The sequence below is a fragment of the Pseudomonas sp. HN11 genome, assembly GCF_021390155.1.
In the GTDB taxonomy this organism is placed as follows: domain Bacteria; phylum Pseudomonadota; class Gammaproteobacteria; order Pseudomonadales; family Pseudomonadaceae; genus Aquipseudomonas.
In genome coordinates this window covers 1,016,386-1,037,273 of sequence record NZ_CP089985.1, presented here as the reverse complement: position 1 = coordinate 1,037,273, position 20,888 = coordinate 1,016,386, and the positions used below count along the sequence as shown (strand labels likewise).

The following is a 20,888-nucleotide window of genomic DNA, read 5'->3' as shown; positions in this document are numbered from 1 at the left end:
TTAGAAGTTCCCTTTTACCCATGCCTGCAACCGCTCGAACAACGGCGCTTTCACCTCGTCGTCGCTGCGGTAGCTGTCACGGTTGCTCGGGCCCGACAGGGAAATGCCATCGGTCTGCTTTTGCAGCCCGTACAACAGCAAGCCCACACCGGTGGAGTAAATAGGGTTGCGCACTACGTCGCCCAGGCCTTTGACGCCATGGGGCACGCCCAGGCGGACCGGCATGTGAAAGATTTCCTCGGCCAACTCGACCGCGCCTTCCATCTTCGAGGTGCCACCGGTCAGCACGATGCCGGCCGGGATCAGATCTTCGTAACCGCTGCGACGCAGTTCAGCCTGGATCAGGGTGAACAGTTCGTCGTAGCGCGGCTCGACCACTTCGGCCAAGGCCTGACGCGACAGTTCACGCGGTGGACGATCGCCCACGCTCGGCACCTTGATGGTCTCGCCGGCGCCCGCCAGCTTGGCCAGGGCACAGGCGTAGCGGATCTTGATTTCTTCGGCGTACTGGGTCGGCGTACGCAGCGCCATGGCGATGTCGTTGGTCACCTGGTCACCGGCAATCGGGATCACGGCGGTGTGACGGATCGCACCCTCGGTGAAGATCGCGATGTCAGTGGTGCCGCCGCCGATGTCGACCAGGCACACGCCCAGTTCTTTTTCGTCGTCGGTCAGTACCGAGTAGGCCGAGGCCAACTGCTCAAGAATGATGTCGTCGATTTCCAGGCCGCAGCGGCGCACGCATTTTTCAATGTTCTGTGCGGCGTTGACGGCGCAGGTCACTACGTGAACCTTGGCTTCCAGACGTACGCCGGACATGCCCAGCGGCTCGCGAACGCCTTCCTGGTTGTCGATCACGTAGTCCTGCGGCAGCGTGTGCAGCACGCGCTGGTCAGCAGGGATCGCCACGGCCTGGGCGGCGTCGAGGACGCGCTCAAGGTCGGCGGAGCTGACTTCGCGGTCGCGGATCGCCACGATGCCGTGGGAGTTCAGGCTGCGGATATGGTTGCCCGCCACGCCGACGAAAGCCGAGTGGATCCGGCAACCGGCCATCAGCTGCGCTTCTTCGATGGCGCGCTGGATCGATTGCACGGTGGACTCGATGTTCACCACCACGCCCTTCTTCAGGCCCCGGGACGGATGCGTGCCAATACCGACGATTTCGATGACGCCGTCTTCCCCGACCTCGCCCACCAGCGCCACCACTTTGGAGGTGCCGATATCGAGACCGACGATCATTTTGCCGCTTTGCACGTTTGCCATGGGTCCTGCCTCTTCTTAATTCTTCGCGACAGCGGGTTGCGCTGCCGTGGGCGCAGCCGGTTCACGCCAGCCGACGGCAAGGCCGTTGGCGTAACGCAGGTCGACGCTCGCAATGTTCGTAATCTGTTCTTTCAAGGTCTTGTCATAGATGGCAATGAAGCGGCGCATCTTTTCCACCAAGCGGTCGCGTCCCAGCAACAACTGGATGCCCGGGCCGGAACTGCCTGCCCCGGTCGTCAAAAACCAGCTGCCCCGTTCACGCAGTTCCAGGCGTGCAATGGAGAAGCCCATGGGACGCAGCATCTGGCTCAAGGCCTGGTACTGCTGCATCACTTGTTGCTGTGCCCGCTGCGGCCCGAACAGCTGCGGCAGGTGCTCGTAGTTCGCCAGCTCACGCGGGGTAAACGCCTGGCCCTGGTTATTCAACAGCGCTTCGTCGCCCCAACGGGCCACGGGCAGCTGTTCTTCCAGACGGATCGTCACCTGGTCCGGCCATACGCGGCGGACTTCGGCGTGGGCGATCCACGGCATCTGTTCCAGCTCCGAGCGCATACCGGCCAGGTCGATGGTAAAGAAGCTCGCCGCCAGGTAAGGGCTGATGCGCTGCTGTACCGCTTGCTGGCTGATGTAGCTCAAGTCGCCCTGCACGCTGATCCTGGTGATCGGCCGGTCGGCATACGGCAACAGACGCTGTGCGCCCTCGTAGGTTCCGAAGCCCAGCACCACCAGCAACACCGGCCAGTACAGCGCCTTGAGGAAACCAAAGTTGGCTTTCGGCAGGCGCGCCGACATCGGCTCTTTAGCCACCATTCGGCTGGCACCCCGGGGCACCGGCTTGCGGCTCGGTACTTGTGGGGGCTGATGACGAAGCGATGCGCCTTTCATGTCCTTAGCCTCTTGGCTCAATGCTGTCGGCCAGGATCGCCAGCACCAACTGCTGGAAGTCCAGACCTGCCGCACGGGCTGCCATAGGTACCAGGCTGTGGTCGGTCATGCCCGGAGCGGTGTTGACTTCCAGGAACCAGAAATTCCCTTGGTCGTCCTGCATCACGTCTGCCCGTGCCCAACCGGCGATACCCAGCGCCTCACAGGCTTTTGCCGTGAGGTCCATCAATTCCTGTTCTTTGCTTGCGTCAAGGCCACACGGGATCCGGTACTGGGTATCGGAAGCCAGATACTTGGCGTCGTAGTCGTAAAAGGTGTGGGGCGTGCCCAATGCGATAGGCGGCAATACCTGGCCACGCAGGGTGGCGATGGTGTACTCGGGACCCTGGATCCACTGTTCCACCAACACTTGCGAATCGTAGGTACTTGCCGCTTTCCATGCGTCGATCAATTCGGCGGCCGAGTTCACTTTAGCCATGCCGATACTGGAGCCTTCATGGGCAGGTTTGACGATCAAAGGCAGGCCCAGTTCCTTGGCAGCAGAAATACAATCGTCTTCGCTGCACAGCACAGTGTGACGCGGGGTTGGAATGCCCAGGCTGTGCCACACCTGCTTGGTGCGCAATTTGTCCATCGCCAGTGCCGACGCGAGGATGCCGCTGCCGGTGTAGGGGATGCCGGCGCATTCGAGCAGGCCTTGCATGCTGCCATCTTCACCGCCACGGCCGTGAAGGATAACGAAGGCACGGTCGATTTTTTCGGCCAGCAGGCGGGCGAGGAAATCGTCGCCCACGTCGATGCCGAAGGCGTTCACACCAGCGCTTTGCAGGGCTTCGAGCACGGCGTTGCCGGACTTGAGCGACACTTCGCGTTCAGCGCTTTTGCCGCCGAACAGTACGGCTACACGGCCGAAGTCAGCCGGTGCGATTTTGGAAAAGAGGGAGCCGTAGTCGTTGATCATTTCGACTTCCCCTTCGCGGCGGCAAACAGCGGGCTCGCCAGCAACTTAGGCGCAAGACCACCGATATCACCGGCCCCCTGGCACAGCAAAATGTCGCCGGCACGCAGCAGCGGCTTGACGATAGGGGCCAGGTCCACACCGCGTTCGATGTAGATCGGGTCCAACTGGCCACGCTGACGGATGCTGTTGCACAGCTTGCGGCTGTCGGCCCCAGGGATCGGTTCTTCACCGGCCGGGTACACCTCCATCAGCAACAGCACGTTGGCATCGGCCAATACATTGACGAAATCGTCATAGAGGTCCCGGGTACGGCTGTAGCGGTGCGGCTGGTACACCATCACCAGTCGGCGCTCCGGCCAGCCACCGCGCACGGCTTTGATCACGGCCGCGACTTCAGTCGGGTGGTGACCGTAGTCGTCCACCAGCATCACGTCACCGCCTTCTACCGGCAACTGGCCGTAGACCTGGAAGCGACGGCCTACGCCGGCAAAGCGCGACAGGCCTTCGACGATGGCTTCATCGCTGACGCCCTCGTCGGTGGCGATGCAGATGGTCGCCAGGGAGTTGAGTACGTTGTGGTTGCCCGGCATGTTTACCGAGACATCCAGTGGCTCGCGGTCGGGACGCAGCACGGTGAAAAAGGTTTGCATGCCTTCCTGGCGCACATTGATCGCACGCACGTCGGCGTCTTCGCTGAAGCCGTAAGTCACGGTCGGACGCTTGACCTGCGGCAGGATTTCACGCACCACAGGATCGTCCAGGCACACCACCGCCAGACCGTAGAACGGCAGGTTGTGCAGGAAGTCGACGAAGGTTTTCTTCAGTTTGTTGAAGTCACCGTCGTAGGTGGCCATGTGGTCTTCGTCGATGTTGGTGACGACGGCGACCAGCGGTTGCAAGTGCAGGAAGCTTGCATCGCTTTCATCGGCTTCGGCGATCAGGTAGCGGCTGGTGCCGAGCTGGGCATTGGTGCCGGCTGCATTCAGGCGGCCACCGATGACGAAGGTAGGGTCCAGGCCACCGGCGGCGAACACCGAAGCGATCAGGCTGGTGGTGGTGGTCTTGCCATGGGTACCGGCGACAGCGATGCCGTGGCGGTAGCGCATCAGCTCGGCCAGCATCTCGGCGCGCGGGACCACGGGAATACGGCGCTCAAGGGCAGTGGCCACTTCCGGGTTGGAGGTGTTCACGGCGCTGGACACCACCAGCACATCGGCCTCGGCGGCGTTCTCGGCACGGTGGCCGATAAAGATCTGCGCACCGAAGGACTTCAGGCGCTCGGTGACCGGCGACTCTTTCAAGTCTGAGCCGGACACCTGGTAGCCCAGGTTCAGCAACACTTCGGCGATGCCGCACATGCCCACGCCGCCGATACCGACGAAATGAATGCGACGGATGCGGCGCATCTCGGGTTGCGGCATGGCTTTCTGATTTTCAACCATGGGCCACCTCCAGGCAGATATCGACCACGGTGCGGGTTGCGTCAGGTTTGGCCAGGCGGCTTGCGGTGCTCGCCATGCTATTGAGTCGTTCCGGTTGCATCAAAACCTCGGTCAGGCGTGCGGCCAAGTCGGCGGCGCCAGTCGTTCTTTGCGGCAGCAGGAAGGCAGCGCCCTCCCCGGCCAAATATTCGGCATTGCGGGTCTGGTGATCGTCGATCGCGTGGGGCAAAGGCACCAGCAAGGACGGCAGACCGGCGGCAGCCAGTTCACTGACGGTCAGCGCACCGGAGCGGCAGACCACCAGGTCGGCCCAGCCATAGGCGTGGGCCATGTCTTTGATGAAGGGCTGTACGTTCGCCTCAACACCGGCTTCGCGATAACGCGTGGCGGTGACTTCACCGTGATGTTTGCCGGCCTGATGGAAGACCTCCGGGCGTAATTCCACGGGGAGTTGCGCCAGGGCTTCCGGCAGCAGTTTGTTCAACGGCTCGGAGCCCAGGCTCCCGCCCATGACCAGCAAGTGCGGCTTGCGCCCTTCCAATGCTTCACGGGCGATGTCCATGAACAGTTCGGTGCGCACCGGGTTGCCGGTAGTGCGCAGCTTGTCCGAGACGCCAAAAGTCTTCGGGAAGGCCTCGCACACCCGCGCCGCCAACGGCACCAACAGACGGTTGGCGGTGCCAGCGACGGCGTTCTGCTCGTGCACGATCACCGGCACACCGGCAAGTTTGGCGGCGACGCCACCAGGACCGGTCACATACCCGCCAAAACCGAGTACACACACCGGCTTCAATTCGCGAATAACCTTGCGCGCCTGCCATACCGCCTTGAGCAACACGAACGGCGCCTTGAGCAAGGACAACTTGCTCTTGCCACGCAAACCCGTAACGTTGATCAGGTGCAAAGGCAAACCGGCATTCGGCACCAGTTCGTTTTCAATGCCGCGCGGCGTACCCAGCCAGTGCACGGTGTAGCCACGGTTCTGGAATTCCCGCGCGCACGCCAGGGCCGGGAACACATGGCCCCCGGTGCCGCCCGCCATGATCAGCACGTTAGCGCCCATGGGTCGGCTCCTCGGCGAAGTCGCTTTCGCTGAACTCCATCTCTTCGCTGCCCAGGTGGGTTCGACTCTCCCACTCGATGCGCAGCAACAACCCCAGGCACGCACAGCAAATTACCAGCGAACTGCCGCCATAGCTGAGGAACGGTAAGGTCAGGCCCTTGGTCGGCAGCAGGCCGACGTTTACACCGATGTTGATCAGAAACTGGCCGATCCACAGGAACGACAAGCCGTACGCCACATAAGCGGCGAAATACTGTTTGGCCTTCTCGGCCCACAAGCCGATGTACATGCCGCGCACACACACGAACACGAACAGCGCGACAGTGCACAACGAACCCACCACGCCGAGCTCTTCGGCGAGTACCGAGAACACGAAGTCGGTGTGCGCTTCCGGCAGGTAGAATTGTTTCTGCACACTGTTGCCCAGGCCCACGCCCAGCCACTCGCCGCGACCGAAGGCAATCAGCGCCTGGGTCAACTGGTAACCGGAACCAAACTGATCGGACCAGGGGTCGGTAAAGGTGATCAGACGCGCCATCCGGTAGGGTTGCGCCTGTACCAGGACGGTCACGGCCGCCACGGCCAGCACCACCATCAAGGTGAAGCGGAACAAACCCACACCGCCGAGGAACAGCATCGCCGCCGCCGCGCCCATCATTACAACGGTGGCACCGAAGTCAGGTTCCATCAGCAACAGGCCAGCCATCGGCAGCAGCACGATGAACGGCTTGAAGAAGCCCATCCAGCTTTCGCGCACTTCTTTCTGACGACGCACCAGGTAGCCGGCGAGGTAGATCACCACGAACACCTTGGCGATTTCCGAAGGCTGCACGTTAAACGCACCGAAGCCGATCCAGCGCATCGAACCGTTCACCTCGCGGCCGATGCCGGGCAGGATCACCATGATCAGCAAGCCGAACGCACCGATCAGCATCAGCCAACCCAGGCGTTGCCAAGTGGCGATAGGGATCATCATGGTGACGATGCACGCGCCGAGGCCGATCACCAGGTACACCAAGTGACGGATCATCATGTACAGGGTGTTGCCCGACTGCACGGCGGCCACTTCGGACGAAGCCGAGGTGATCATCACCAGACCCAGGCCCAACAGTGCCAGACAACCGGCGAGCATCGGGAAATCGAGGTCGATACCGCGCCCGGTAATGATCGGCGACGGGTACGGCTTGATGATGTTCCGGAAGTTGATACTCATGCCAAGGCCTCCACGGCGCGGGCGAACAGCTGGCCGCGCTCTTCGTAGTTCTTGAACATGTCGAAACTGGCACACGCCGGCGACAGCAGTACTGCGTCGCTCGGCTGGGCCAGGGCTTTGCAGTGAGCGATGGCATCGTCCAGGGAGGTGGCGCGCACTTGCGGCACCGCATCACCCAGGGCGGCGGCGATCAAATCGGAGTCGCGGCCCATCAACACCACGGCGCGGCAATGCTCGGCGACCGGGCCCTTGAGGTCCTTGAAGTCGGCACCTTTGCCGTCGCCGCCGGCGATCAGCACCAGCTTGCCTTCGATATCGGCACCAAGGCCCTCGATGGCCGCCAGGGCCGCACCAACGTTGGTAGCCTTGGAATCGTTGTAATAGCTGACGCCATCGAGGTCGCGCACCCACTGGCAGCGATGTTCGAGGCCGCCAAAGGTACGCAGGGCCGACAACATGGCATCGAACGGCAGGCCAACGGCATGCCCCAGCGCCAAGGCCGCCAGTGCGTTGGACTGGTTATGGGCGCCACGGATTTTCAGTTCGCGCACCGGCATCAGGTTCTGGAATTCGAAGGCCAAGTATTTCTCGCCGTTCTCTTCGCGAATGCCGAAAGCTTTGAAGTCGGGTTTGCCCAGGCCAAAGGTCCAGCACGGCAGACCTTCGCCCATCAGTGGACGGCTCAAAGCATCCTGACGGTTGACCACCACTTGCTTGGCGCCACGGAAGATCCGGTGCTTGGCCAAATGGTAAGCCGGCAGGCCGCTGTAGCGGTCCATGTGGTCTTCACTGACGTTCAACACGGTGGCCACTTCGGCCCCGAGGTCGTGGGTGGTTTCCAGCTGGAAGCTCGACAGCTCCATCACGTACAACTCGACGTCGTCGCTGAGCAGGTCCAGCGCCGGAGTGCCGAGGTTGCCGCCCACGGCCACGCGCTTGCCGGCCGCAGCGGCCATCTCGCCGACCAGGGTGGTCACGGTGCTTTTCGCATTGGAACCGCTGATGGCCACGATCGGCGCCTGCGCGTTGCGCGCGAACAGGTCGATATCGCCGGACAGCTTCACGCCACGGGCAGCGGCGGCTTGCAGGGCAGGTGTCGCGATAGCCAGGCCGGGGCTCACGTAGAGCTCGTCGGCACGGCACAGAAACTCGACATCCAACTCGCCACAACGCACTTCCACGTGCGGGTAGTCACGGCGCAGCGTGACCAGCTCCGGTGGATTTTCCCGCGTGTCGGCCACGGCAAACGGCTTGCCCCGGTTCGCCAGGAAGCGAACCAGGGACATGCCGCTCTTGCCGAGGCCGACAACGATGCGGAAGTGGTCTGAAGCGATCAGGGACACTCGTTTCTACCTCAGTTTCAGGGTGGCAAGGCCGATCAGCACCAGAATCACGGTGATGATCCAGAAGCGGACGATCACACGTGGCTCGGGCCAGCCCTTGAGTTCAAAGTGGTGGTGAATCGGCGCCATGCGGAACACACGACGCCCGGTCAACTTGAAGGACGCCACCTGGATGACCACCGACAGGGTTTCCATCACGAACACACCGCCCATGATGAACAGCACGATTTCCTGGCGGACAATCACGGCGATGGTGCCGAGGGCTGCGCCCAGCGCCAGTGCGCCGACGTCGCCCATAAAGACTTGTGCGGGGTAGGTGTTGAACCACAGGAAGCCCAGGCCGGCACCGATCAGGGCGCCGCAGAACACAATCAGTTCACCCGCGCCCGGTACATATGGGATCAGCAGGTATTCAGCGAATTTCACGTTACCCGACAGATAGCAGAAGATGCCGAGCGCCCCGCCCACCATCACTGTCGGCATGATCGCCAGGCCATCGAGGCCGTCAGTGAGGTTGACCGCGTTGCTGGAGCCAACGATCACAAAGTAGGTCAGCACCACGAAACCGACGCCCAGGGGAATGCTGGCATCCTTGAGCATCGGAATGATCAGGGTGGTTTCGACCGCACTTGGCGCGGTCATGAACAGGAACACCGCTGCGCCCAGGCCAAACACCGACTGCCAGAAATACTTCCAGCGGCTTGGCAACCCTTTGGAGTTCTTTTCGATCACTTTGCGGTAATCGTCTACCCAGCCGATGGCGCCGAAGAGCAAGGTCACCAACAACACCGTCCACACGTAGCGGTTGTGCAGATCAGCCCACAGCAAGGTGCTGATGCCGATGGACGACAGGATCAGTGCGCCGCCCATGGTCGGGGTGCCGGATTTGGACAGGTGCGACTGCGGGCCGTCATTACGAACCGATTGACCAATTTGCAGGTTCTGCAGGGTGCGGATCATCCACGGCCCCAGGAACAGCGACAAACACAACGCGGTCAGCACACCCAAAATCCCGCGCAGGGTCAGGTACTGAAAGACCGCGAAGCCTTTGTGGAACTGTTGCAGATACTCAGCCAGCAGCAGCAGCATTAATGTTTCTCCGTACTTGAGCCACACAAGGCCGCGACGACGTTTTCCATCACCGCGCTGCGCGATCCCTTGATCAAAATGGTTGTGTGTTTGTCATGTTCAGTGGCGGCCAGCGCTTGAATCAGCTCGGCCTGGGTCGCGAAATGGCGCGCACCAGGGCCGAACACGCTGACGGCGTGTGCCATGTGCGGGCCGACGGCGTAAAACGCGTCGACTTTGCCGGCAGCATAAGCGCCGACTTCACGGTGGGACTGTTCGGCCCATTCGCCCAGTTCTGCGATATCACCCAGCACCAGCACCTTGCGGCCGTCGAAGCTTTTGAGCAGGTCGATGGCAGCGCAGATGGAGGACTGGTTGGCGTTATAGGTGTCGTCGATCACGCGCATGCCATTGCTGGCCAGCTGCGCCACGGTGCGCCCTTTGACCGGCTGCACCGCGCCCAAACCTGTAGCGATACCGAACAGCGACACGCCCAGTGCGTAGGCGGCTGCAGCGGCGGCCAGGGCATTGGCGACGTTATGGTTGCCCAGCAGATTCAGTTGCACGTGTTCGCTGCCTTGCGGGGTGTGCAAGGTAAAGGACGGGCAACCACGCGCATCAACGGTAATGTTGGAGGCATGGAAATCAGCCGCGGCATTGAGCACGGCAAACGTCAGGACCTTGCGACCGGCGGCACGTACACGCCAGGTTTCGAAGGCCTTGTCGTCAAGATTCAGTACAGCGGTGCCCGATGCATCCAGGCCTTCGAGGATTTCACCCTTGGCTTCGACGATTTTTTCCGGGCCGCCGAACTCGCCGACGTGGGCGGTACCGGCGTTATTGATGATCGCCACGTGGGGCTTGGTCAGCGCCACGGTGTAGGCGATTTCGCCGACGCGGGACGCGCCCAGTTCGATCACGGCCGCCGTGTGTTCCGGGGTCAGTTCAAGCAGGGTCAGCGGCGCGCCGAAATCATTGTTCAGGTTGCCACGGGTGGCGAGGACCGGGCCGCGCGTGCGCAGCACACCGGCCAGCAGTTCCTTGACCGTGGTCTTGCCGCTGGAGCCGGTGACGGCTGCAACAGGCTTATCGAAGGCAGCACGGTTCAGCGCACCCAGTTGGCCCAGCGCCACACGGGTGTCGGCGACCAGCAATTGCGGCAACGTTGAATCAGGCACTTCGCGCTGCACCAAGGCACCCACGGCACCTTTGGCGGCGACGTCATTCAGGTAGTCGTGACCATCGAAGCGCGGGCCAGCCAGGGCGACAAACAATTGCCCCGGCTTGATGGCACGGCTGTCGATACTCACGCCGTCGAAACTGCAATCGCTCGACAGCACACGGGCCGCCAGGGCCTGGATCAGTTCGCTGAATGTCATCGCTTTAAGCATGGGCGACCTCCCAGGCAGTCAAGGCATGGTCAGCCTCGACCAGATCGGAGAAGGCATGCCGCTCGCCGTTGATTTCCTGATAGTCCTCGTGACCTTTACCGGCCAGCACCACCACATCGTCAGCACCGGCGCTGGCGATCAATTGGGCGATGGCTGCACCGCGACCGGCAACAAAAGTGGCCTTGGACGCGTCTTTGAAGCCGACACGGATGTCGTCGAAAATCTGGCTCGGGTCTTCGCTGCGAGGGTTGTCGTCGGTGACGAGCACGCCATCGGCCAGACGCTCGACAATCTCGGCCATCAGCGGACGTTTGCCGCGATCGCGATCACCACCACACCCGAACAAGCACAGCAGTTTGCCCTTGGCATGCGGTCGCAGGGCGACCAGCACTTTTTCCAGGGCATCCGGCGTGTGGGCGTAATCGACCACTACCAACGGCTGCTTGCCGCCACCCAGGCGCTGCATGCGCCCGACCGGGCCTTCCAGCTTTGGCAGTACGCGCAGGATTTCGTCGAGGGCGTAATCCAGGCCGAGCAATGCGCCGATGGCGGCCAGGGTGTTGCTCAGGTTGAAACGGCCGAGCAGGCTGCTGCGCAAATGATGTTCACCCTGCGGCGTCACCAGTGTGGCGCGCACACCTTCGTCATTGAATTGGGCTTCGCGGCAATACAGGTACGCGCTGGCGTCTTCCAGGCTGTAGCTGATCAGGCGCGACTCGCGGTCTTCGGCAGCCAGTTGGCGGCCGAAGGCGTCATCCAGGTTTACCACGCGGCACTTGAGGTCGTTCCAGGCAAACAGCTTGGCCTTCTCGGCAGCGTAGGCTTCCATGGTGCCGTGGTAGTCGAGGTGATCGCGGGACAGGTTGGTCATCACCACCACATCAAACGCCAGCGCAGCAACGCGGCCTTGGTGTAAACCGTGGGACGACACTTCCATGGCAACCGCCTTGGCGCCGGCCTTTTTCAGGTCGGCCAGGGTCGCTTGCACGGCGATAGGGTTCGGTGTGGTGTGCAGGCCGCTTTGCAGCGCGCCATAAAAACCGGTGCCCAAGGTGCCGACGATGCCGCAATGTTGACCCAGCAGGTCAAGTGCCTGGGCGATCAATTGGGTCACGCTGGTCTTGCCGTTGGTGCCGGTGACGCCGACCAGATTGACGTGTCGACTTGGCTCGCCGTAAAAACGCCCAGCGATGTCAGAAAGTTGCTTGGCCAAACCTTTGACCGGAATCAATGGCACGTCAGTGATCGGCAGCACGGTGGCGCCTTCCACTTCGTAAGCCACGGCGGCCGCACCGCGCTGCAACGCATCGGCGATGTGTGCACGCCCATCGAATTTGCCGCCAGGCACTGCCAGGAACAGGTCACCGGCGCGCACATTACGGCTGTCCAGGCTCAACTCGCGAATCAGCAGATCGCGACCGGCATGGGCAAAAATCTTGTTCAGGCTAAGAGACATCAGCCGCGCCCTCCATTGGCTTTTACCGCAGCGGTTGGTGGTCCGGCATTCGCTTGTTGGGTCGGCGGCAGATTGTCCGGCGTGATGTTCATCAGACGCAGGGTGCCGGACATCACTTTGCTGAACACCGGGGCCGAGACCAGGCCACCGAAGTAACCGGCTTTGCTCGGCTCGTCGATCACCACGACGATGGCGTAGCGTGGATCACTCATCGGGCCGAAACCGGCGAAGAGCGAACGGTAGGAGTTTTCGGCGTAGCCCTTGGTACCCACCGAGGTTTTACGCGCAGTACCCGACTTGCCGGCCACGTGATACGCCGGCACCTGGGCACGGAATACGCCGCGCGGTGCTTCGATCACTTGTTGCAGCATGCCTTGCATGGTCTTGGCGACGTTTTCCGGGATCACCTGTGTGGCTTTCGGGGCTTCGTCGACGTGGATCAGACTCAGCGGAACCATCCGGCCATTATTCGCCAATACAGAGAAAGCGTGGGCCAGTTGGATCGCCGTCACCGACAGGCCGTAACCGTAGGAAAGCGTGGCGGTCTCGGCTTTTTTCCAGTCGCGATAGTTCGGCAGGTTGCCCACGCGCTCGCCTGGGAAGTCCAGGCCGGTAGGTTGCCCAAGGCCGATTTTTTGCGCCAGGTGGTAGATGGTTTCGCCGCCGATATCGAAGGCGACCTTACTCATGCCCACGTTACTGGAGTTGATCAGGATACCTGTCAGATCCAACACTGGACCTTCGGTACGAGACACGTCACGAATGGTGTACTTGCCCAACTGCAAAGTGCCTGGATACACCTCGACCTTGTCGCTGGGCTTCCAGCGTCCGGTTTCGAGGGCGGCGCTCATCGAGATGGCTTTCATGGTCGAACCCGGCTCGAACACGTCGATCATGGCGCGGTTACGCATCATTGCCGGTTGCAGGTTGCGACGGTTGTTCGGGTTGTAGGTCGGCTGGTTGACCATGGCGAGGATCTCGCCGGTCTTCACGTCCATGATCACCAGGCTGCCAGCTTTGGCGCCGTTCTCGATGATCGCGTTACGCAGCTCGCGGTTGGCCAGGTATTGCAGGCGCAGGTCAATCGACAACGCCAAGGGCTTACCGGCCTTGGCGTTTTTGGTGACTTGGACATCCTTGATCAGTCTGCCGCGCCGATCCTTGATGACTTGTCGTTTGCCGGGGACCCCGGCGAGCCATTCATCGTAGGCGAGTTCCACGCCCTCACGACCATGGTCATCAATGTCGGTAAAGCCGACCATATGCGCGGTGGTTTCACCGGCGGGGTAGAAACGACGAAATTCCTCGATGCCATAGACACCGGGAATCTTAAGGTCGAGCACTTGCTGGCCTTGTTCCGGGGTAAGCCCGCGAACCAGGTAGATGAATTCTTTGTTGGCCTGGGCTTCCAGGCGCTCGGCCAAGGCTTTCGGGTCCTGGCCCAGGGCGGCCGCCAGTTCCGGCCACTTGTCTTTGGCGACCTGCAATTCCTTGGCGTTGGCCCACAGGGTGGTCACCGGCGTACTGACGGCCAGGGGCTCGCCATTACGGTCGGTAATCAGACCACGGTGCGCAGGAATCGGGATATGCCGCAGGCTGCGGGCATCGCCTTGGCCGATCAGGAAGTCACGGTCGACCACTTGCAGATCGATGATCCGCCAGGCGATCGCACCGACCATCAATGCCAGCAAGCCGAGCATCAGGCGGAAGCGCCATGGGTAGAGTGCGCCCTCGAGTTTCATCATGGCGCCACCATGCGAACTTCAGCCGCGCCAGGAATGTGCATTTTCAGCTGTTCGGTGGCCAGCACTTCGATACGGCTATGGGCCGTCCAGGTGCTTTGTTCCAGGATCAGCCGGCCCCACTCCGCTTGCGCTTTGTCACGCACACTCAATTCCCCATACAGGGTATTGAGCAGTTGACGGTTGTAGTGCGCGCTGTAAGACACCGCAATCGCGGAAACCAGCACGCCGACAAACAGCAGCAACATAAAGAAGCTGCCGCCCGGGAGGGGCTTGGCGAAAAGCTTGCTCACCGCAACTTCTCCGCGACGCGCATGACGGCGCTACGGGAACGTGGGTTGGCCTTGAGTTCGGTTTCGGAAGCGAACTGCGCTTTGCCATGGATTTTGATTTTCGGCACAAAAGCTTCGAAACGTACCGGCAGGTTGCGCGGCAGGTTGTCGGACTCGCCCTTGACCAGGCGACGCATGAACAGCTTGACGATACGATCTTCCAGGGAGTGGAAGCTGATCACCACCAGGCGACCGCCCACTTCCAACGCCTCAAGGGCAGCCTCAAGGCCGGCCTCCAGGTCGCCCAATTCGTTGTTGACGTGAATACGCAGGCCCTGAAATGCACGGGTCGCCGGGTTCTTGCCCTTTTCCCAGGCAGGGTTGGCGACTTTCAGTACTTCGGCCAGATCGGCAGTGCGCTCGAACGGCTGGATTTCACGGCGCTCGACCACGGCGCGGGCCATGCGGCCGGCGAAGCGTTCTTCACCGTATTCCTTGAACACACGGGCAATTTCTTCCACCGGCGCGGTGGCGATGAACTCCGCTGCGCTGATGCCCCGCGTCGGGTCCATGCGCATATCGAGCGGGCCATCATTCATGAAACTGAAGCCGCGCTCCGGGTCGTCGAGCTGTGGCGAAGACACGCCCAGGTCGAGCAAAACCCCGGCCACCTTGCCCGCCATGCCGCGCTCGGCGACTTCGGCACCCAGTTCGGCAAAGCTGCGCTGCACAACGACAAAGCGGCCGTCTTCGGCCGCTAGCGCTTGCCCGGTGGCAATCGCTTGAGGGTCCTTGTCGAACCCGAGAAGTTTGCCGTCGGGCCCGAGCTGGCTGAGTATCAACCGGCTATGCCCGCCTCTGCCGAAGGTGCCATCCAGATAGCAGCCATCCGCGCGTACGGCGAGAGCCTCAACGGCTTCGTCAAGCAGTACGGTGATGTGGTTAAAGCCGCTATCAATAGTCACAGGATCAAATCACGCAGTTCATCAGGCATGGCGCCCGGTTGTTGAATAGCAGCCAGGTCAGCTGCAGAAACAGCATCCCAGGCATCTTCGTCCCACAATTGGAACTTGTTCAGTTGGCCAACCAGCATTGCGCGCTTGTCCAGCCTGGCGTACTCGCGCAGACGCGGAGGCACCAGGAAACGACCGCTGCCATCCAACTCGAGGTCGACGGCATTACCAATCAGCAAACGCTGCAGGCGACGGTTTTCTTCACGCAATGAAGGCAGGGCGCGCAACTTGGTTTCGATCAACTCCCACTCATCGAGCGGGTACACGCATAAACAAGGGTCAACGGCGTCGATCGTGATGATCAATTGTCCGGAACTTCGCGAAATGAGCTCGTCACGATACCGGCTCGGCATGGCGAGACGGCCTTTTGCATCGAGACTGATAGCGTTAGCTCCGCGAAACACAGATGCGTTTCTCCAAATTTTAGCGTTTTACGTTCAAAAAACCCACTTTGTGCCACTTTCCGCCACTTGCGCACACTATAGGAATGCGCCCACCACACCGTCAAGGCGCGGATTCAAGGAAAAGCCTTACAGAACGGAGATTTAGGAGCGCAAAAGGAGGAGAAACCAGAGTTCGACGATGTTTTTGGCTAAACAAGCGCAGACAGCTCAAAGAGCTATAGCTCGAAGTTAAAGTGATTTATTAAGAGTAAGATTTTTTTGGTATTACGAAGATGCATCTGCCAATGATTTGGCAGGGAGGGATTCTTGCGTCACTACCGGTTTTCTGCCCGAGACCCGGTCAGAAGGAAAAAGGTGGAGAGTCGATCTATAAGCCGGGTTCTGTCTTGAACAGTCATTCGTCTACGATGGCCATCACTGGACATCTTTAGCAACCTACCCGGTCCCAGCGCGGGCCACGCCTTGGGACCCTATTTGGTCTTGCTCCAAGTGGGGTTTACCTAGCCACGAACTGTTGCCAGTCGTGCGGTGCGCTCTTACCGCACCTTTTCACCCTTACCGGCACCGAAGTGCTTAGGCGGTTATTTTCTGTGGCACTTTCCGTAGGCTCACGCCTCCCAGGCATTACCTGGCACTTCGCCCTATGGAGCCCGGACTTTCCTCCCCCCCCTAATTTTCATAGAGGGCAGCGACTGTCCAATCGACTCTCCGCCGCGCAGGTTAACGGCACGGCGGACTTAGGACAAGTAATAAAAGTTCAGAATTGCCATCACGCTCAGACGCAATACAGGTTTAACGCCGGAACTATTCGGCATTCTGCTTATCCAGCGCAGCTTGATACAAGAGGTTCTTGCGCACCCCGGTAATTTCCGCCGCCAGGGCGGCTGCTCGCTTGAGTGGCATCTCTTTGAGCAGCAGATCCAGAATACGCATGGCCTCGCTGCCCACGGCGTCTTCATCCGTTGGTGCCGTCCAGCCCGCCACCAGCACCACGCACTCGCCGCGCTGCTGATTGCTATCACTCTCGACGAACGCACGCAGTTCTTCCAAAGGCAGCCCCTTAAGGGTTTCAAAGGTCTTGGTCAGCTCACGGGCAAGCAAGGCCAGGCGTTCACCGCCGAATACAAGCTCCATGTCCTGCAGGCACTCAAGGATGCGATGCGGGGCTTCATAGAAGATCAAGGTGCGCGGTTCTTCCTTCAGGGCTTGTAGGCGTGCACGCCGGCCTACGGCTTTAGCCGGCAGAAAACCTTCGAAGATGAAGCGGTCGGAAGGCAGGCCAGCCGCCGACAATGCAGCGATCAGCGCGCACGCCCCCGGAACAGGCACTACATTGATACCAGCGGCCCGGGCCTGGCGCACCAGGTGGTAGCCGGGATCGGAGATCAGCGGCGTGCCCGCGTCGGAGATCAGCGCTACATCGTCGCCGGCCAGCAGGCGCACGATAAAGCGACTGCCTTCCTCGCGCTCGTTGTGTTCATGGCAGGCCGCTAATGGCGTGCTGATACCAAAATGTTGCATCAACCGCTGGGAGTGACGGGTGTCTTCAGCCGCGATCAATTTAACCTCGCGCAACACTTTCAATGCCCGGGCACTGATGTCGTCCAGGTTGCCAATGGGCGTCGCCACGACAAAAAGCGAGCCTGCAGTGGAATTCAAAGGACCTGGAGCAGTCAAAACGCACACCTCGATGGTTGGCAAAAACCACATTGTAGCGCGTAGGCACCTTGGAAATATGCCATCACGGCAGATGCCTTTTCAGCCATTCAAAGCCAACAGCAACATTTGCACGACCTAAATCGACGGTTTCACGCCAGTAACATCGCGCCTGGGCCAGTGCTTGGGTACAATTCCACGCTAATTTGATCGGTATCAGGAACACTTACATGATCGCTTGCCTGCGGCTGCTCTCCGCCCTCTGCCTCGCTGCCTTGCTGGCCGCGTGTGCCAGCTCGCCCTCGTCCAGCCTTGGCGACCTTCCACGGACCCCGGACGCCAGTATCGAGCAACTGCTCGAACAGGCCACCACCGCCAAGACGCCAGAAAAGGCCGCATTGCTGCGCCTGAGTGCGGCAGACATGGCCTACAAACAGAACAACCCTGGCCGCTCGTCGCAGATTCTTGCGCAGGTGCCCCTGGATGTCCTCAAGCCGGCCGCGCAAATCTTTGCCAGCACACTGGCCGCCGAACTGGCGATGGCGCGCAACCAGCCCAAGGCCGCGTTGAGCGCACTGAACCACCCAAGCCTGCAAAGCCTGAAGGACCTGCCGCCTGAACAGCAGATCCGCACCGGCAGCGTGCACGCCCGTGCTTATGAAGCCGATGGCCAAACCATGGCTGCCGCCCGCGAACGTGTGGCCATGGCCCCGCTGCTCACTGGCGATGCCGCCAATAGCAACCACGACGCTATCTGGGCATTGATTGCCGCCCTGCCGGCCGAACAGTTGCAAGCCACCGGCAACCCGACACTCGACGGTTGGATTACCCTGGCCCAGGCGGTCAAGGGCGCCGGTACACTGGAGCAACAACAGGCTGCCATCGACACCTGGCGTGCACAGAACCCGGGCCATCCGGCCGCCGTGCAATTGCCGACGCCGCTGACCAAGCTCAAGGAGCTGGCCAGCCAGCCCCTGACCAAAATCGCCCTGCTGCTGCCACAGGACGGCCCGCTGGCGTCCGTCGGCAAGGCGCTGCGTGAAGGCTTCATGGCAGCTCACTACCAGGCTGAACAAGCCGGGCAGAAGCCGCCGGTCATCGAGTTTTATGACAGTTCGCGTCTGACCTCCATCGATGAGTTCTACGCCAACGCCCAGGCCGCCGGTGTGCAATTGGTGGTGGGGCCGCTGGAGAAGCCTCTGGTCAAACAGCTCAGTGCGCGTCCACAACTGCCAATCACCACCCTGGCGCTGAACTACAGCGAGACTGATCGCAGCCCGGCGCAACTGTTCCAGTTCGGCCTGGCCGCCGAAGACGAAGCCCGCGAAGTATCGCGCCGGGCCCGTGCCGACGGCCTGCACCGTGCGGCCGCGATGGTGCCCCGTGGCGAATGGGGCGAGCGTGTCTACAAAGCCTTCCGCCAGGACTGGGAAGCCAATGGCGGCCAAGTCATGGGGGTTGAGTATGTCGATCAGCCCGTCGCCCTCGCCCAGCAAATTGCCGATCTGTTCCAACTGCGCAAAAGCGAAGGTCGCGCCAAAAGCCTGCAGAGCACTGTAGGCACTGACGTGGCCGCGCAACCTTCGCGTCGTCAGGATATCGAGTTCATCTTCCTGGCCGTGCCCCCGCAACTGGCCCAGCAGATCAAGCCAACCCTGAACTTCCAATACGCCGGCGATGTGCCGGTGTATGCCACGTCCCATGTGTTCAGCGCCAGCGGCGACAAAAATCAGTACCTGGACATGACCAACGTGATGTTCTGTGAAACTCCTTGGCTGCTCAACACCACCGACCCGCTGCGCAACCAGGTTGCCGCACAATGGCCGCAAGCCAATGGCAGCCTCGGCCGCCTGTACGCGATGGGTGTCGATGCCTACCGCCTGGCGCCGCGCCTGGGGCAACTCAAGGCACTGCCGGATACCCGTGTTGACGGTCTGTCGGGCAACCTGGGCATCAGCGCCAACCAGCGCGTTGATCGCCAGATGCCATGGGCCAAGTTTGTCGGCGGCGAGATCCAGCGTCTGCCGGACACCCCGCGCTGATGCCCGAGCGGTCCAGCGCACAAAGCGGCAAGGATGCCGAACTACAAGCGTTGAAACACTTGCAACAACAGGGTCTGCGTCTGCTGGCGCAGAACTGGTTGTGTAAACGCGGCGAGCTTGATCTGGTCATGCTTGACGGCGATACAGTAGTATTCGTCGAAGTCCGCTACAGAAAACACGCACAATGGGGTGGCGCGCTCGCCAGTATTGACGGGCGCAAGCGTCAAAAGCTGATACTCGCCGCGCAGTTTTTTCTGCAAACCGAGCATCGCTGGGCCGACGCCCCCTGCCGTTTCGATGTGGTTGCCATAGAAAGCACACCGTCTGGTCAGGCTGATCTGAACTGGCTCAAAAATGCCTTCGACAGCTGATTCGCCGGACATCTTCACCACACACTTTTGCTCTTTGCTTTGCGGGCTGCACACTCCTGTGCCAAACAGCCGCGCTACTTAAGGTCACACAGATGGACATGCAATCCCGAATTCGCCAGCTTTTCCAGGCCAGCATCGACACCAAGCAACAGGCGATGGACGTACTTGCACCGCACATCGAGCAAGCCAGTCAGGTCATGGTCAATGCCTTGCTCAACGAGGGCAAAATGCTTTCGTGTGGCAACGGCGGTTCGGCCGGCGATGCCCAGCATTTCTCGTCCGAGCTGCTCAACCGCTTTGAGCGAGAGCGTCCAAGCCTGCCGGCCATCGCGCTGACCACCGATTCGTCGACAATCACCTCGATCGCCAACGACTACAGCTACAACGAAGTCTTCTCCAAGCAGATTCGCGCCCTTGGCCAATCCGGTGACGTGCTGCTGGCGATTTCCACCAGCGGCAACTCGGCGAATATTATTCAAGCGATCCAGGCCGCACATGATCGCGAAATGATTGTCGTAGCATTGACCGGACGCGACGGCGGCGGCATGGCCTCGCTGCTGCTGCCTGAAGACGTGGAGATTCGCGTCCCGGCCAATGTCACCGCACGTATCCAGGAAGTCCACCTGCTGGCGATCCATTGCCTGTGCGATCTGATCGACAGCCAACTGTTTGGGAGTGAAGAATGACCGTTAACCGCCTGAGCCTTTTGGCCATCACCCTGTGCCTCGCTATCAGCGGCTGCAGCACGGCCATCACCGCGACACGTGACACCCCTATTCAGGATGACAAGGGCACCCGCACATTCGGCAGCAAGATCGATGACTCGCTGATCGAAACCAAGGTCGAGGTCAACGTCGCCAAGGCCGCTCCAGACCTGGGCAATGGTGCTTCGCGCATCGTCGTGACCAGCTTCAACGGCGTCGTACTGCTCGCCGGCCAAACACCACGCGCAGACCTCAAGGCCCAGGCCGAGCAAGCAGCCGCCGCCGTGCAGCGCGTGAAGAAAGTGCATAACGAGTTGCAGGTGATGGACCCGATCACCCTGCTGGCCATCAGCAATGACGCCCTGCTGACCACCAAGATCAAGGCGCAGATGCTCACCGATAACGCGATCCCCGGTTCGCGCATCAAGGTCGTTACCGACAACGGCATCGTCTACCTGATGGGCCTGCTCACCCAGGCCGAAGCCACTCGCGCCGCCAACCTGGTGCAGGGTGTGTCCGGCGTGCAGAAAATCGTTAAAGTCTTCGAGTACATCGATTGATGTAACCAAGCCACAAAAAAGGGCGCCTCATACAGGCGC

Annotated in this window: 19 protein-coding genes and 1 other RNA gene; 4 read left to right on the top strand and 16 right to left on the bottom strand. The window is 61.0% G+C overall.

Annotated elements, in window-relative coordinates:
* The 16 genes from ftsA to rsmI form a co-directional block, all read right to left on the bottom strand.
* Nucleotides 1-1,263, bottom strand: a complete 1,263-nt coding sequence (ftsA, locus tag LVW35_RS04700; RefSeq protein WP_233893958.1) for a cell division protein FtsA — start codon at nucleotides 1,261-1,263, stop codon at nucleotides 1-3.
* 15 nt (nucleotides 1,264-1,278) lie between these two features.
* Nucleotides 1,279-2,148, bottom strand: coding sequence for a cell division protein FtsQ/DivIB (locus LVW35_RS04695; RefSeq protein WP_233893957.1), 870 nt, complete (start codon nucleotides 2,146-2,148; stop codon nucleotides 1,279-1,281).
* Nucleotides 2,149-2,152: 4 nt separating this feature from the next.
* A complete protein-coding gene (locus LVW35_RS04690; protein WP_233893956.1) occupies nucleotides 2,153-3,109 on the bottom strand; it encodes a D-alanine--D-alanine ligase in 957 nt (318 codons plus the stop codon).
* Nucleotides 3,106-4,551, bottom strand: a complete 1,446-nt coding sequence (gene murC, locus LVW35_RS04685; protein ID WP_020301253.1) for a UDP-N-acetylmuramate--L-alanine ligase — start codon at nucleotides 4,549-4,551, stop codon at nucleotides 3,106-3,108. The genes LVW35_RS04690 and murC overlap by 4 nt, the downstream gene beginning before the upstream one ends.
* On the bottom strand, nucleotides 4,544-5,614 hold the full coding sequence (gene murG / locus LVW35_RS04680; protein WP_233893955.1) for an undecaprenyldiphospho-muramoylpentapeptide beta-N-acetylglucosaminyltransferase: 1,071 nt from the start codon (nucleotides 5,612-5,614) through the stop codon (nucleotides 4,544-4,546). The genes murC and murG overlap by 8 nt, the downstream gene beginning before the upstream one ends.
* Complete coding sequence (gene ftsW / locus LVW35_RS04675; protein ID WP_058422954.1) at nucleotides 5,604-6,827, bottom strand: putative lipid II flippase FtsW; 1,224 nt, start codon at nucleotides 6,825-6,827, stop codon at nucleotides 5,604-5,606. Before ftsW ends, murG begins: the two co-directional genes overlap by 11 nt.
* Entirely contained in the window at nucleotides 6,824-8,170 is a 1,347-nt protein-coding gene (gene murD, locus LVW35_RS04670) for a UDP-N-acetylmuramoyl-L-alanine--D-glutamate ligase (protein WP_233893954.1), read from the bottom strand. Before murD ends, ftsW begins: the two co-directional genes overlap by 4 nt.
* A 6-nt stretch (nucleotides 8,171-8,176) precedes the next feature.
* A complete protein-coding gene (gene mraY, locus LVW35_RS04665) occupies nucleotides 8,177-9,259 on the bottom strand; it encodes a phospho-N-acetylmuramoyl-pentapeptide-transferase (RefSeq protein WP_233893953.1) in 1,083 nt (360 codons plus the stop codon).
* Entirely contained in the window at nucleotides 9,259-10,629 is a 1,371-nt protein-coding gene (locus tag LVW35_RS04660) for a UDP-N-acetylmuramoyl-tripeptide--D-alanyl-D-alanine ligase (protein ID WP_233893952.1), read from the bottom strand. Before LVW35_RS04660 ends, mraY begins: the two co-directional genes overlap by 1 nt.
* Nucleotides 10,622-12,085: a UDP-N-acetylmuramoyl-L-alanyl-D-glutamate--2,6-diaminopimelate ligase gene (locus LVW35_RS04655; RefSeq protein ID WP_233893950.1), complete on the bottom strand. Its 1,464-nt coding sequence runs from the start codon at nucleotides 12,083-12,085 to the stop codon at nucleotides 10,622-10,624. The genes LVW35_RS04660 and LVW35_RS04655 overlap by 8 nt, the downstream gene beginning before the upstream one ends.
* Nucleotides 12,085-13,827 (bottom strand): peptidoglycan D,D-transpeptidase FtsI family protein, encoded by a 1,743-nt coding sequence (locus tag LVW35_RS04650; protein WP_233896404.1) that lies wholly within the window; start codon nucleotides 13,825-13,827, stop codon nucleotides 12,085-12,087. The genes LVW35_RS04655 and LVW35_RS04650 overlap by 1 nt, the downstream gene beginning before the upstream one ends.
* The gene (gene ftsL / locus LVW35_RS04645) at nucleotides 13,827-14,120 is read right to left on the bottom strand and encodes a cell division protein FtsL (RefSeq protein WP_003216203.1); all 294 of its coding nucleotides are present in this window, start codon (nucleotides 14,118-14,120) and stop codon (nucleotides 13,827-13,829) included. Before ftsL ends, LVW35_RS04650 begins: the two co-directional genes overlap by 1 nt.
* Nucleotides 14,117-15,064, bottom strand: coding sequence for a 16S rRNA (cytosine(1402)-N(4))-methyltransferase RsmH (gene rsmH / locus LVW35_RS04640; protein WP_442799600.1), 948 nt, complete (start codon nucleotides 15,062-15,064; stop codon nucleotides 14,117-14,119). Before rsmH ends, ftsL begins: the two co-directional genes overlap by 4 nt.
* Nucleotides 15,061-15,516 carry a division/cell wall cluster transcriptional repressor MraZ gene (mraZ, locus tag LVW35_RS04635; protein WP_004371993.1) on the bottom strand — a complete coding sequence of 152 codons (456 nt, stop codon included), beginning with the start codon at nucleotides 15,514-15,516 and terminating at the stop codon, nucleotides 15,061-15,063. Before mraZ ends, rsmH begins: the two co-directional genes overlap by 4 nt.
* A gap of 354 nt (nucleotides 15,517-15,870) precedes the next feature.
* Nucleotides 15,871-16,224: RNase P RNA component class A (gene rnpB, locus LVW35_RS04630), an RNA gene on the bottom strand.
* A 96-nt stretch (nucleotides 16,225-16,320) separates the two neighbouring features.
* Complete coding sequence (gene rsmI / locus LVW35_RS04625) at nucleotides 16,321-17,226, bottom strand: 16S rRNA (cytidine(1402)-2'-O)-methyltransferase (protein WP_233893949.1); 906 nt, start codon at nucleotides 17,224-17,226, stop codon at nucleotides 16,321-16,323.
* 176 nt (nucleotides 17,227-17,402) lie between these two features.
* Here rsmI and LVW35_RS04620 point away from each other — a divergent pair, with 176 nt between their 5' ends.
* From LVW35_RS04620 to LVW35_RS04605, 4 genes are all read left to right on the top strand, one after another.
* Nucleotides 17,403-19,214 carry a penicillin-binding protein activator gene (locus LVW35_RS04620; RefSeq protein WP_233893948.1) on the top strand — a complete coding sequence of 604 codons (1,812 nt, stop codon included), beginning with the start codon at nucleotides 17,403-17,405 and terminating at the stop codon, nucleotides 19,212-19,214.
* The gene (locus LVW35_RS04615; RefSeq protein ID WP_233893947.1) at nucleotides 19,214-19,585 is read left to right on the top strand and encodes a YraN family protein; all 372 of its coding nucleotides are present in this window, start codon (nucleotides 19,214-19,216) and stop codon (nucleotides 19,583-19,585) included. The genes LVW35_RS04620 and LVW35_RS04615 overlap by 1 nt, the downstream gene beginning before the upstream one ends.
* 92 nt (nucleotides 19,586-19,677) lie before the next feature.
* Nucleotides 19,678-20,271 carry a phosphoheptose isomerase gene (locus LVW35_RS04610; RefSeq protein WP_233893946.1) on the top strand — a complete coding sequence of 198 codons (594 nt, stop codon included), beginning with the start codon at nucleotides 19,678-19,680 and terminating at the stop codon, nucleotides 20,269-20,271.
* Entirely contained in the window at nucleotides 20,268-20,849 is a 582-nt protein-coding gene (locus tag LVW35_RS04605) for a BON domain-containing protein (RefSeq protein WP_012722284.1), read from the top strand. Before LVW35_RS04610 ends, LVW35_RS04605 begins: the two co-directional genes overlap by 4 nt.
* Nucleotides 20,850-20,888 lie beyond the last annotated feature (39 nt).

Excerpts from the sequence above, each read along its gene's own strand:
- LVW35_RS04690 (WP_233893956.1), bottom strand. The coding sequence starts at position 3,109 with ATGATCAACGACTACGGCTCCCTCTTTTCCAAAATCGCACCGGCTGAC.
- LVW35_RS04610 (WP_233893946.1), top strand. The coding sequence starts at position 19,678 with ATGGACATGCAATCCCGAATTCGCCAGCTTTTCCAGGCCAGCATCGAC.
- LVW35_RS04695 (WP_233893957.1), bottom strand. The coding sequence starts at position 2,148 with ATGAAAGGCGCATCGCTTCGTCATCAGCCCCCACAAGTACCGAGCCGC.
- ftsW (WP_058422954.1), bottom strand. The coding sequence starts at position 6,827 with ATGAGTATCAACTTCCGGAACATCATCAAGCCGTACCCGTCGCCGATC.
- LVW35_RS04620 (WP_233893948.1), top strand. The coding sequence starts at position 17,403 with ATGATCGCTTGCCTGCGGCTGCTCTCCGCCCTCTGCCTCGCTGCCTTG.
- LVW35_RS04655 (WP_233893950.1), bottom strand. The coding sequence starts at position 12,085 with ATGTCTCTTAGCCTGAACAAGATTTTTGCCCATGCCGGTCGCGATCTG.
- rsmI (WP_233893949.1), bottom strand. The coding sequence starts at position 17,226 with ATGTGGTTTTTGCCAACCATCGAGGTGTGCGTTTTGACTGCTCCAGGT.
- LVW35_RS04615 (WP_233893947.1), top strand. The coding sequence starts at position 19,214 with ATGCCCGAGCGGTCCAGCGCACAAAGCGGCAAGGATGCCGAACTACAA.
- ftsA (WP_233893958.1), bottom strand. The coding sequence starts at position 1,263 with ATGGCAAACGTGCAAAGCGGCAAAATGATCGTCGGTCTCGATATCGGC.
- murG (WP_233893955.1), bottom strand. The coding sequence starts at position 5,614 with ATGGGCGCTAACGTGCTGATCATGGCGGGCGGCACCGGGGGCCATGTG.
- murC (WP_020301253.1), bottom strand. The coding sequence starts at position 4,551 with ATGGTTGAAAATCAGAAAGCCATGCCGCAACCCGAGATGCGCCGCATC.
- LVW35_RS04605 (WP_012722284.1), top strand. The coding sequence starts at position 20,268 with ATGACCGTTAACCGCCTGAGCCTTTTGGCCATCACCCTGTGCCTCGCT.
- mraY (WP_233893953.1), bottom strand. The coding sequence starts at position 9,259 with ATGCTGCTGCTGCTGGCTGAGTATCTGCAACAGTTCCACAAAGGCTTC.
- LVW35_RS04650 (WP_233896404.1), bottom strand. The coding sequence starts at position 13,827 with ATGAAACTCGAGGGCGCACTCTACCCATGGCGCTTCCGCCTGATGCTC.
- LVW35_RS04660 (WP_233893952.1), bottom strand. The coding sequence starts at position 10,629 with ATGCTTAAAGCGATGACATTCAGCGAACTGATCCAGGCCCTGGCGGCC.